The 11,716-nt window shown below is 64.9% G+C and carries 12 protein-coding genes and 1 tRNA gene; 4 read left to right on the top strand and 9 right to left on the bottom strand.

The window, feature by feature from the left end:
- Positions 1-20: 20 nt before the first annotated feature.
- Positions 21-1,700, bottom strand: coding sequence for a nitrite/sulfite reductase (locus BTE28158_RS23745; protein ID WP_124901030.1), 1,680 nt, complete (start codon positions 1,698-1,700; stop codon positions 21-23).
- A gap of 214 nt (positions 1,701-1,914) precedes the next feature.
- On the opposite strand from BTE28158_RS23745, the gene BTE28158_RS23740 reads away from it, so the two are divergent.
- The 4 genes from BTE28158_RS23740 (at position 1,915) to BTE28158_RS23725 (ending at position 5,643) form a co-directional block, all read left to right on the top strand.
- On the top strand, positions 1,915-2,856 hold the full coding sequence (locus tag BTE28158_RS23740; RefSeq protein WP_009689198.1) for a CysB family HTH-type transcriptional regulator: 942 nt from the start codon (positions 1,915-1,917) through the stop codon (positions 2,854-2,856).
- A 64-nt stretch (positions 2,857-2,920) separates the two neighbouring features.
- Complete coding sequence (locus tag BTE28158_RS23735; protein ID WP_151048976.1) at positions 2,921-4,078, top strand: ABC transporter substrate-binding protein; 1,158 nt, start codon at positions 2,921-2,923, stop codon at positions 4,076-4,078.
- A 93-nt stretch (positions 4,079-4,171) separates the two neighbouring features.
- A tRNA-Leu gene (locus BTE28158_RS23730) sits at positions 4,172-4,256 on the top strand.
- 172 nt (positions 4,257-4,428) lie between these two features.
- Positions 4,429-5,643, top strand: a complete 1,215-nt coding sequence (locus BTE28158_RS23725) for a tyrosine-type recombinase/integrase (protein WP_151048977.1) — start codon at positions 4,429-4,431, stop codon at positions 5,641-5,643.
- A gap of 608 nt (positions 5,644-6,251) precedes the next feature.
- Here BTE28158_RS23725 and BTE28158_RS23720 read toward each other — a convergent pair.
- The 8 genes from BTE28158_RS23720 to BTE28158_RS23685 all read right to left on the bottom strand — a co-directional run bounded on the left by BTE28158_RS23720 (position 6,252) and on the right by BTE28158_RS23685 (position 11,629).
- Positions 6,252-9,119, bottom strand: coding sequence for a DUF927 domain-containing protein (locus BTE28158_RS23720; RefSeq protein WP_151048978.1), 2,868 nt, complete (start codon positions 9,117-9,119; stop codon positions 6,252-6,254).
- A 113-nt stretch (positions 9,120-9,232) separates the two neighbouring features.
- On the bottom strand, positions 9,233-9,559 hold the full coding sequence (locus tag BTE28158_RS23715) for a hypothetical protein (RefSeq protein WP_151048979.1): 327 nt from the start codon (positions 9,557-9,559) through the stop codon (positions 9,233-9,235).
- A gap of 10 nt (positions 9,560-9,569) precedes the next feature.
- Positions 9,570-9,917: a hypothetical protein gene (locus BTE28158_RS23710; RefSeq protein WP_011545898.1), complete on the bottom strand. Its 348-nt coding sequence runs from the start codon at positions 9,915-9,917 to the stop codon at positions 9,570-9,572.
- Positions 9,910-10,122, bottom strand: a complete 213-nt coding sequence (locus BTE28158_RS23705) for a hypothetical protein (protein WP_151048980.1) — start codon at positions 10,120-10,122, stop codon at positions 9,910-9,912. The genes BTE28158_RS23710 and BTE28158_RS23705 overlap by 8 nt, the downstream gene beginning before the upstream one ends.
- On the bottom strand, positions 10,115-10,417 hold the full coding sequence (locus BTE28158_RS23700; RefSeq protein WP_151048991.1) for a hypothetical protein: 303 nt from the start codon (positions 10,415-10,417) through the stop codon (positions 10,115-10,117). The genes BTE28158_RS23705 and BTE28158_RS23700 overlap by 8 nt, the downstream gene beginning before the upstream one ends.
- Positions 10,410-10,586 (bottom strand): hypothetical protein, encoded by a 177-nt coding sequence (locus BTE28158_RS23695; RefSeq protein ID WP_151048981.1) that lies wholly within the window; start codon positions 10,584-10,586, stop codon positions 10,410-10,412. Before BTE28158_RS23695 ends, BTE28158_RS23700 begins: the two co-directional genes overlap by 8 nt.
- A gap of 330 nt (positions 10,587-10,916) precedes the next feature.
- Complete coding sequence (locus BTE28158_RS23690; RefSeq protein ID WP_151048982.1) at positions 10,917-11,441, bottom strand: hypothetical protein; 525 nt, start codon at positions 11,439-11,441, stop codon at positions 10,917-10,919.
- Positions 11,438-11,629, bottom strand: coding sequence for a helix-turn-helix transcriptional regulator (locus BTE28158_RS23685; protein WP_058039768.1), 192 nt, complete (start codon positions 11,627-11,629; stop codon positions 11,438-11,440). Before BTE28158_RS23685 ends, BTE28158_RS23690 begins: the two co-directional genes overlap by 4 nt.
- Positions 11,630-11,716: the final 87 nt, after the last annotated feature.

The following is an 11,716-nucleotide window of genomic DNA, read 5'->3' as shown; positions in this document are numbered from 1 at the left end:
AATTCCTTCTAGCCGGTTGGTTACGCGTTCACTGCCTGGCGCGCTGCATACACGCGCTCCTTGAACGGTGCGATGCCGATGCGGTCGTACGTGTCGATGAAGCGCTCGCCGTCGATGCGTGCCTCGACGAACGTGTCGATCAGCTTCGCGATCACGTCCGGCACTTCCTCCGCGGAGAACGACGGCCCGATCACGCGGCCGAGGCGCGCGCCGTTGCGGCCCGTGCCCTGCTCGCCGCCAAGCGACACCTGGTACCACTCGGCACCGTCCTTGTCGACGCCGAGGATGCCGATGTTGCCGACGTGGTGGTGACCGCACGAGTTCATGCAACCGGAAATGTTCAGCGAAAGGTCGCCGAGGTCGTACACGTAGTCCAGATCGTCGAAACGTTGCTGGATCGCCAGCGCGATCGGGATCGACTTCGCGTTCGCGAGCGAGCAGAAATCGCCGCCCGGGCACGCGATGATGTCGGTCAGCAGGCCGACGTTCGGCGTCGCGAAACCGGCCGCCTTCGCCTTTTCCCACAGCGCGAACAGGTCGCGCTTCTTCACGTTGGCGAGGATCAGGTTCTGCTCGTGCGACACGCGCAGTTCGCCGAACGAGTACGCGTCGGCCCAGTCGGCCACCAGGTCCATCTGCGCGTCGGTCGCGTCGCCCGGGGCCACGCGGTGATCCTTCAGCGACAGCGTGACGGCGGCATAGCCCGGCACCTTGTGCGGCGCGACGTTGCGCTCGACCCAGCGCGCGAACGCCTTGTTCTCGAGCAGGTGCTGTTCGAACGACGCGTCGGTGTCGGCGAGCTTCTCGTAGACGGGAGGCTTGAAGTATTGCGACACGCGGTCGAGTTCGGCTTGCGTGAGCGTCGACGGGCCGTCCTTCAGGTGCTGCCACTCTTCCTCGACCTGCTGCGCGAACTTCGCGGGCGACAGCGCCTTCACGAGGATCTTGATACGCGCCTTGTACAGGTTGTCACGGCGACCGTAGCGGTTGTATACGCGCAGCACGGCTTCGCAGTAGGTCAGCAGATGCTGCCACGGCAGGTCTTCCTTGATCACCGCGCCGACGATCGGCGTGCGGCCGAGACCGCCGCCCGCGAGGATGCTCGCGACCACTTCGCCCTGTGCGTTCTTCTTCAGGTACACGCCGAGGTCGTGGATCTGCACGGCCGCGCGATCGTCCTTCGAACCGGACACCGCGATCTTGAACTTGCGCGGCAGCCATGCGAATTCGGGATGGAACGTCGACCACTGGCGCAGGATTTCCGACCACGGACGCGGATCGATCTCCTCGTCCTGAGCGACGCCGGCGAACTGGTCGGCCGTGATGTTACGGATGCAGTTGCCCGACGTCTGGATCGCATGCATCTGCACCGACGCGAGCTTCGCCAGGATCTCGGGCGTTTCCTCGAGCTGGACCCAGTTGAACTGGATGTTCGAGCGGGTCGAGAAGTGGCCGTAGCCGCGGTCGTGTTCGCGGGCGATGCGCGCCAGCATGCGGAGTTGCTCGCTGCGCAGGTTGCCGTACGGAATCGCGATGCGGTGCATGTACGCGTGGCGCTGCATGTACAGGCCGTTCTGCAGGCGCAGCGGACGGAACTCGTCTTCGCTCAACTCGCCCGACAGGCGGCGGCGCACCTGATCGCGGTACTGCGCGACTCGCTCGTCGACGATCGTCTGGTCGTACTGGTCGTACTGATACATTCGGGGACCCCAGGGTTTTCGTGGTGACCGCGCGACGTCCTAGCCACGTCGCGCCCGAATCTCCGTTCCGCCGTCACCGCCACCATCCGCTGCCGGGTGGATTGCTAATGACGAAAACAGATATCCATATTTGAAAAACTCCGGTGAATCGTAATAAACTCGCCTTATATTTCAAACGACTAAAAAATTCTGTTGATATGCGGAAGGGTTATAAATGAACCTGCACCAATTTCGCTTCGTGCGCGAGGCCGTCCGGCAGAATTTCAACCTCACCGAGGCCGCGAAGGCGCTCTACACGTCGCAACCAGGGGTATCGAAGGCGATCATCGAGCTCGAGGACGAGCTGGGCGTGGAGATCTTCACGCGGCACGGCAAGCGCGTGCGCTCGCTCACCGAGCCGGGCAGGATCATCCTCGCGTCGGTCGAGCGGATTCTTCAGGAGGTTGAGAGCCTCAAAAGGGTCGGGAAGGATTATGCGGCGCAGGATCAGGGCAACCTGACCATCGCGGCGACCCACACGCAGGCCCGCTACTCGCTGCCCGCCGCGATCGCCGAATTCAAGAAGCGCTTCCCGAAGGTGCACCTGTCGATCCTGCAGGGCAGCCCGACGCAGGTGGCCGAGATGGTGATCCACGACCAGGCCGATCTCGCGATCGCGACCGAGGCGATCGCCGACTACAAGGAACTCGTGTCGCTGCCCTGCTTCCAGTGGCACCACGCGGCCGTCGTGCCGGCCGACCATCCGCTGCTGGAGCGCAAGCCGGTCACGCTGGACGATCTGGCGCAGTATCCGCTGATTACGTACGACGACGCGTTCGCGGGCCGCAAGAAGATCAATCACGCGTTCGCGCTGCGCGGACTGTCGCCGGACATCGTGCTCGAGGCGATCGACGCCGACGTGATCAAGACCTACGTCGAACTCGGCCTCGGCGTCGGGATCATGGCCGACATCGCGTTCAATCCCGAGCGCGACCGCAACCTGCGGCTGATCCCGGTCGGCCACCTGTTCGGCAGCAACGTGACGCGCGTCGCGCTCAAGCAGGGCGCCTACCTGCGCAGCTATGTGTATACGCTCGTCGAGCTGCTGTCGCCGACGCTGAACCGCAAGCTGATCGAACAGGCGCTCAAGGGCGAATCCGAATCGTACGAACTCTGAGCGGCGTGTATAACCACGGGGGCGCATATCGCGCCCCTTTTTGCTGTCCGACGGAGAATCCCGCATGACGCTTCCCGCCCTGTTGCGCCGCGCCGCCGGCGCCGCCCTCGTGCTCGCCTGCGCGGCCGCGCATGCCGACCTGAAGGTCGGCGTCGACCTGTCGTCGACCGGCCCGGCCGCCGCGATCGGCATCACCAGCAAGAACGCGATCCTGATGTGGCCCAAGACGATCGCCGGGCAGCCGCTGCAGGTGACGGTGCTCGACGACGCGTCCGATCCGGGCGCCGCTGTGCGCAACATCCGCAAGCTGGTCGACGAGGATCACGTCGACGTCGTGGTCGGGCCGAACATCACGCCGGCCGCGCTCGCGGCGCTCGACGCGGTGGCGGCCGCGCAGACGCCGATGATTACGCTGGTCGGCTCCGGCGCGATCGTCGAGCCGCAGGAAGGCGCGCGGACCTGGGCATTCAAGATGGCGCAGAGCGACAGCGCGATGGCCGACGTGATGACGCGCTACATGGCCAACCACGGCGTGAAGACGGTCGGCTTCATTGGCTTCGCGGACAGCTACGGCGACAGCTGGCTGAACGAATTCACACGCTTCGCGGAAGTCCGCAAGATCCGCGTGATCGCGACGGAGCGCTTCAACCGCACCGACGCAAGCGTTACCGGCCAGGCGCTGAAGCTGATCGCGGCGAAGCCGGACGCGATCCTGATCGCGGGCTCGGGCACGCCGGCCGTGCTGCCGCAGCGCACGCTGATCGAGCGCGGCTACAAGGGCGCGATCTACCAGACGCACGGGATCGCGACGCCGGAATTCATCAAGCTCGGCGGCAAGGACGTCGACGGGACGCTGTTTCCGACCCAGCCGGTCGTCGTCGCGCGCACGCTGCCGGCCGACCATCCGGCCCGCAGGGCCGCGCTCGCGTTCGTCGATGCATATGAAGCGAAATACGGCGCCGGCACCGTCACGCAGTTCGCTGGCGACGCGGCGGGCGTGTACCCGCGCCTTGCCGACGCAGTCGGCCGCGCGCTCAAGGCCGCGCAGCCCGGCACGCCGGCCTTCCGCGCGGCGCTGCGGCGCGAGCTCGAACGCGCGCACGAGCTCGTCGTGCCGAACGGCGTCGTCAACACCAGCAACAAGGACCATGTGGGGCTCGACCAACGCGCGAGCGTGATGGGGATCGTGAAGCACGGCCAGTTCGTCTACCTGAGCCAGTAACACTGGCGGCCGCCGGAAAGCTTGCCCGGTGCCCCGTTTTCCGCCATAATTTGCGTTTCGCCGCGCACAATCGCATGCGCGGCCAGGATCAAAGCCCAGGTGGTGAAATTGGTAGACGCAGGGGACTCAAAATCCCCCGCCGCAAGGCGTGCCGGTTCGATTCCGGCCCTGGGCACCATGACGTAGTTCCGGGAAATTCCCGGAAGTCCCAAAACCCGCGACAGCACAAGGCTTCGCGGGTTTTTTCATTCCGGCAAAGTGCCGTGTGGTGCGTAGACAGCCGGGGGCAAGCGGGGGCAACATTGGGGGCAACCCATCTGAAATTGCCTTACCTGTCAGGAGTTGCCCCCGTGCCATTAACCGATACAGCCATCCGGAACGCCAAGCCTGCCGACAAGCCCGTGCGCCTGTTCGACGGAGGCGGCCTCTATCTGGAAATCGCCCCGAGCGGGGGCAAGGGGTGGCGCCTCAAATACCGATTTGGGGGCAAGGAAAAGCGCTACTCGCTCGGCGTCTACCCGGAAGTTACATTGGCGACCGCACGGAAGAAGCGCGACGAAGCCCGCGAAAAGCTCGCTGCCGGCATCGATCCGGGTGAAGCGAAGAAGGCAGAAAAAAGAGCCAGCCTGCTCGCGGCCGCCAATTCGTTTGAGGTTGTCGCTCGCGGCTGGATGGACGAGCGCAAGACGACTGTAGAGCCAGCGCAGCATGACAAGACGCTCGCCCGCATGGAGAACGATGTATTCCCATGGCTCGGCAAGCGCCCTATCGCTGAAATCGACGCCCCGGAGATACTGGTTGTACTGAAGCGCGTAGACGGGCGCGGAGCGAGATTTACCGCCCATCGCATCCGCAGCGAGATAAGCCGAGTATTCCGCTACGGCATCAAAGAGGGGCACTGCAAGGCCGATCCGGCCCGCGATCTGGTAGATGCAATCCCGCCCGCGCAGACAACACACTTTGCCTCAATCACCGAGCCGGAGAAAGTGGGCGAGATGCTTCGCGCGTTCGACGGCTTCACAGGCACGTTCCCGGTTCTCTGCGCGCTGAAGCTAGCCCCCATGCTGTTCGTTAGGCCGGGCGAGTTGCGGAAGGCAGAATGGGCGCAATTCGACCTCGACAAAGGCGAATGGCGCTATTTCGTCAACAAAACGAAAACGGATCACCTTGTTCCGCTGGCCGCGCAGGCTGTCACGATTTTGCGCGAGCTTCACGCCCTGACTGGCGAAGGCGTCTACGTGTTCCCCGGTGCTCGCGACCGAAATCGGCCGATGAGCGAGGCCGCTATCAATGCAGCCCTTCGTCGGCTCGGCTACGACACTCGCACCGAGATTACCGGTCACGGCTTCCGGGCAATGGCACGGACGATCCTGCATGAAGAGTTGGAGGAAAAGCCGGAAGTAATCGAGCACCAACTAGCGCATACCGTCCCTGACAGCCTTGGGCGGGCGTACAACCGAACAAAGTTCATCAAGGCACGACGCTCGATGATGCAACAGTGGGCGGACTACCTCGACAAGCTCAAAGCCGGGGCGGAAATCATCCCGATCGCGGCGGCAAGATAGACCCATGCTGCGACGTGTATGACCCCCTTGCCGCGCACCTCCCACCGATTTTTCAGAGTTGGCACTGCACTACCGGCTACCTGCATTTCCGTATGAATATGACCCCCCTTGGCGTGTCGGGGATAGAGAAAAGACGCGGGTGTGAGCCCCCGCATATTGACTCCGCTACAGGGTCCCTTGCTCGCCCTCGACACTTGCGGCCAACGTAACAATGCCCGATTGGTGTGCATCGCGGACGCCCCCCTCGAAAACACGGTTTCGACGCCCTTCGAATCCCGGAGAGCCGCGCCCCGTATAGCTTCGCGGTCGACGCAGACGGTCGACGCCTGTCCGCTCAGTGCAAAACGAGTTGGAGAGTTGGAGATAAACGCCTGAATCGGCCGCAAAGCCTTGTGGGGTAAGGCTTCGCGTGTCTCCAAACGATTTGGAGAGCGCTGGAGATACTGGAGATAAACCGGGCTGGATTGTTACGGTGGCGGCAAGATTCGCGGCAAGCGCCCGCCCGGTTCCGTCTGGAGCGGATCGCTCAAAGTAACTTTGACGCACGGGCCAAAAATGCCGCGCAAAGGAATGCCCGCCACCGCCCTCCCGGACGGCGGCGGCGTCTTTCACAGTTCGAGTGTGAAGATGGACGGCAGCACGCGATAGACCATGAACTTGCCGTGACCGGGGATGTACTCCTGCCGGTATGGATAGCCGTCGCTACGCGGCATCAGCACGCCTCGCTTCATCAGTGCCTTGGCGACGATCTTGTGATCGAAGCCGGCGCACACGTCCTTGCGAAACACGGCCGCTTCGATCAGGTATTCCGTCTCGACGCTTTCCGCATCGTCGGCGCTCATCTTGCCGCCGAACTCGGCGTAATACTCCCGATCGGAGGCGATGGGCGTGCGCCGCTCGTCGCGCTTCACGTGCTGCTTGAAGCCCGCTCGATGCGGCACGTTCGGCCGATGGTCGTCCTGCGCCCGGTTCATCCACACGAAACGGTTGTCGCCGTGCGCGGCGAGGAAGTGCTGTACCTGCCGCACGGCTTCCGCCTCGTCCGAGTTGCCGGTGCCGCCGCGCAGTTCGAGCCAGCCTTCGAAGCAGCGACGTGCAGCCTCCACCGCTTCGCCCTGCGGCCAGCCGGTCAGCCCGTGCGCCGTCGCCAGCTCGCCCGCCACCGCGACGAGGCAGAACCGCTTAGCGACGCGCGCGACCTGCGAATGCGAGCCGTCGGGCACCCATTGTCCGACCAGCTCGTCGACGCGTATGCGCAGATGCTCGGCCAGCTCGCCGGCCTGCGACGACGCCCACTCGATGAACGCGGGGCCGGCCGTGCCGTAATGCATGCCGGCGTGCCGCTCTAGATGCTCGATCAGCGCGGCCGGCGTCGGGAAGCCGTGCAGCTTCTCGACGACGCCCATTTCGCCGACCTCGGCCGGGATCGCGGGCAAGCGCACCTCGATACCGCCTTTCATCGGCTTGTTGCCCTCGGCCATCAGCGCGGACACGCTCTTTTCGCCGTTCGACAGGAACAGCAGTCGCCACGTGAGCACGGGCTTGGCCGAGCCGCTACGCGAGGCGCGGGCCTTGCCCGACTCGTTCGCAAGCATGTAAATCACATCGCCGACCAAGCGCGGCTCGACCTGCCCGATTTCGTCAAGGATCAGCAGCGCGTCGCTATGCTGCGTGGCCACGGCTTCGAGCGCGTTGTCAGTCGCCTTCCAGCTCCGCACGTAGTCCGGCGAGCCGAACACGGACGCGGCGATGACGCCGCCGGTCGACTTGCCCTTGGACGTCGTGCCGAGCAAGTGGAAACCGCCCGACTGAAGCCCGGAGAAGTGCAGCAACGGACCAGCGAAGGCGGTTGCGACGCAGAACAGCAGCCGGCTATTGCCGACGCAGTAGGCAGCGACCTCGCGTCGCCAGTCCTCCAGCGTGCCGCGCTCCTTGAACTGGCTCTGGATCGGTGTATCGGCCTGATAGATCAGCGCCTCCTTGCCGGTGCCGATGACGCGATCAGGCAGCACGAACGCGCCGTGATGCCAGCCGACACGCGGAACGCAGCGCACGCGCTCGTCCGGCTGGGCCATCTGGATATAGTTCGCGATCTGCGTGCGGGCAATCTGCGTGACGCCGAGCTTCACGCCCATATCCAGCAGCATGCGGCGCAGCTCCGTGCCGTCGCCGGCAAAGAGGCCGGCCGGCACCGCCCACCGTTTCAGGATGCCGTCACGGTCCGTGAATTCGAGCAGGTAGCCCCACTCGCTGTTCATCTCGTTCCGGGTCTCCGCAATCACGTCGATCCGCGTGCTGACCCAATGCGGCGGCAGCGGGTCGCCCTGATTGTTGAAGCCGTGAAACCATACGCCCTTGTCGTCCACGACGAACCGCGACTTGCCGTCCTGCGCGCGGGCCGTTTTGGGGCGCTTGGCGGGCTTCGCGGCGGCTGGAGCAACCTTGCCCTTGCCGACATCCGCCGAGCCGGCCGGCGCAAGCGCAGCGCGCACGGCGGCGGCCACCGCATCCGGGCCGACGTGCGCAGCCAGGTCGTTGAAGTCGGTCCCGTTCGCCGGACGGTTCGAACCGAAGTCGGGCACGGCCACGATGCCGGCGACGGCCTCGGCCGCCGCGCGGGCCTTCGTCACGCCCGGATTGCCCTTCGTCGTGTGGTCGTCGTCGGCGCACACGACAATGCGGGCGTCCGGATACTGACCGCGCAGAGCCGTCACGACCGCTTGCAGGTTGCCGGCGTCGAACGCGACGGCGGCCGGATAGCCGGTCGCGGCCGCGAGCGTCGCGCACGTGGCGTAACCCTCGCCAATCAGCAGCGTGGACACCACGGGGCCGCCGATCAACGAGAAGCAGCCCGCTTTGCGGCCGTTCGGCAGATAACGCTTCTGCCCGTCCGTGAGGATGAATTCCAGCGTCCACAGCTTGCCGGCCGCGTCACGGGCCGGGATGACGAGTGCGCCGTCGCACGCGGCCGTGCCGATGCACAAGCCGCTGCGATAGACACGTAGCGCGTCGACCGGGATGCGCTTGCGAACGAGATACGGGTGATCGGCCGGCGCTGGCTCGGCCGCCGACCAGATCGATTCAGCCAGCGTCGACGCGGCTTGCTGTTTCTCGGTCAGCTCCGCCAGCTCGGCCGCTTCGCGAGCCGCGCGGTCGGCTTTCTGCCGCTCGCGCTCCGTTGGATCGACCGGCTTCGCTCGATGCGCACGCGGATCGAAGCCGCCTTGTTTGGCAAGGTGAAACAGCGTCTTGATGGTGATCTTGCCGCCCTTGAACGACTTCCACACATCGCGTGTGTCTTTGGCGTTGTAGTTCTGCGCGCCTTGGCTCCATTCGTTCCAGAGGGCAAAACCCTCTTCGCCGAACTCGGCCTTGAGCGCCATCCCGACCTGATGCCACGTGTCGCGGTCGTCGGGTGCGATATATCCGAGCGCGACGCGTGCCCGCTCGAATTCGGATAGGGGTGCGTGACTCATAGGTTCCCACTGGACGCGCGCCGGCCAACTCTCCGATTAGTAGTCCATATCGGGCGAGCAGCGATCCGACGCGCGAAGAATTGAATGATGCGACGGTGCCTAGCGGCGGAGCGTCAGCCGGCCGCGCGCGGCACCGACAGAACGGCCCCGCCGGCCGTGACGTCATTGCTGTAGACGTACCGGCCGAGCCGCGACTCGCCGAGGGCGTCGTTCGCCGCCTCAAGCGCCGCACCGATCGATGGCAGGGACGCGCGGAACAGGCTCAGGACAAGCCAGTAGTCGTCATCGGACATGGCCCTGTCGGCCGCCCAATGCAGGCTGTCCAGCAGCTCCATCGCATCGCTGATCCGCGTACCGATGCGGTTGCGGTCGGGGCGGTTCACCTCGGCCACGAAGTGCGGCGCGAGCGGTTGCACGGCGTTCTTGTTCGTCTTTGCCATGGCCGCTCCGTCAGTGCGTCGTGCGCGGTTCGCGCGTGACGAGGCCGAGCGCCGCGAACAGGTGCTGTTGCACGCGCCCCATCAGGCCGGCCGCGAACGCTTGGCGGCTGATCGTCACGCGGTGCGCGTCGACGTCGCCAGCGTCCTGCATGGCGGATTCCATGCCGCGTGCGAACGCGGCGGCCTGATGGGCCGCGTAGTCGTGCAGGCGCACGTCGCCTTTCAGGTCGAGCCATGCGTCGGCGCAGATCGCGCCCAGGTCGACGGCGAATTGCAGCTCGATCGGAGCGCCGGTATCGAGTGGCGGTGCGTTATCGAAGCCATTGATAACCGCGGTTCGAATGCGCTGGTCAGTCATGGCACACCTCCGGCTGCGCAGTACGGCGCATTTCGGCCGAATACCGGCTCGCGACGCTTTGCCCCATGTCGACGAGCGCTCGCTCGTAGGTGCCCTCCGCAAGATGCGAACGGACAGCATCGAACAGCGCTTCGAGCTGGGCGAATTGATGGGCCGCACACATGGCGATCATTGTGACTTCATTCGGCAGGCGGAATTCAGACATGGCGCACCTCCAGAATCGACGCGAGGAGTTGCCCGACGTCGATCGCGCAATCCAGCTCCGCTTCGCCGCGAATCGGCGTGAGGTTCCAGTCGTGGACCGCTGCATGCGTGAACTCGCCGAACCGCCGATCGTAGACACTGCGGCCCTTGACGGGGCCGCCCAAGATCCGCACGCGCCAATCGTGATCGCGCGTCGGGCGAGCCGATGCCACTTCAACCAGCATGCCGATGCGCGAGCGAGCATCACATTTCGTGACGATCGCCAGATCGCCAATCTTGCAGCGCAGGTCAGCCATGACGCACCTCCGCGCGAACGAGCGCCGCGATCGCTGCCAGTGCCGCGCCCGTTGCATCGAGCGCGTCTTGATACGTGTTGGCCGTTGCCGCGTCGCGCAGTGCTGTGCGGACGATGGATCGAATGAGGTGGGATTGCTGCCCGGTACGGGCGTGCGTGGACTGGCGCATTGGGTGCGACCTCCTTGGACGGGTTGAACCCGCTCCCCACTGCAAATTGGGGTGGGCGGGCAGACGGCAGGGTTTGCAGACCGGCGTCCAAGGGAACCGGCAGGCCGAAGCCTCCCCACCGTCGCCCACCCATTGATCGTAGAGGCGCGCGAAGGCACACGGACGTAAAAAAAACGCACTGCGGCGGTCGTCCGCCTTGGAACTGTCGGGCTGCAAATCCCGGTCGCTGTTGTCTCAGCGACGCGCACAGGATACCGCGCGATACTGGGCGACGCAAATCGCGACGCCCTCGCCGTGTATTGCCTAGTGCAAAGCAACTTTGGGTGAGCATCAGACGGCCTCCCCCTTGAGTACGGCGGTCGCCAGCTTTAGCTGTTCGATATCCAGTCGCGAGTTGCCCTGCGCCAGCGATTGGCCGAGCGCGACGCCCCGCAGCAGGGCGCTAGCTTCCAAGCGGCGCGTCCCGTCCGTGCACTGCGCATCGATGTCGTTGTAAAGCGCACGATAGGCTTTCCGCAGCTGTCGATACTGCCGACGACGATAGTTCGCCGAATCCTGTTCAGCAGCGGCGATCGCCTGGACGAACTTCTCGCAGGCGGTGCCAAGTTGCTTTGCAGTCAGGTGCGGGGCTTCGAGCGCGAGCGTCGAGGCGAGCGTGACGGCGATCGCGACGAGCTTGCCGGCGTCGTCGCCACGATTCCAAAAGCGCCCCTCGATGTCATCAAGGATTCCGGCGAGCTTGCGGAGTCGGGCATCGCGGCAACGCACGAACGCAGCGTCGCGGGCCGTGACGGCCGCGCCCATCGCTCGACCATACGGGCCGCCGCGACTGATCAGCGGGGCGTGCGCACTCATGCCTGCCCCCGCGTGGACTGACGGGATTCGACCCATTGTTGGACGTCTGTGGCGCGCCAGCCGACGCTCCTGGCACCCAACTGGACCGGCGCTGGAAACTTACCCTCGCGAATCCAGCGATACAGCGTTGTTTTCTTGACGCCGACGGTATCGAGCACGCCGACAAGACGAAGCAGTTTGAAAACCATTTTCCACCTAGAAAATGGCCTGCTCCGAAAGAGGGAATGGCGACAGTACTGTATAAAATCACAGCACTATCGAAAAATCGTACGCGA

It is taken from the genome of Burkholderia diffusa (assembly GCF_902499115.1).
Lineage (GTDB): Bacteria > Pseudomonadota > Gammaproteobacteria > Burkholderiales > Burkholderiaceae > Burkholderia > Burkholderia diffusa.
Note: the sequence above shows the minus strand (reverse complement) of the source record. Positions and strands in the feature narration are given on the sequence as shown.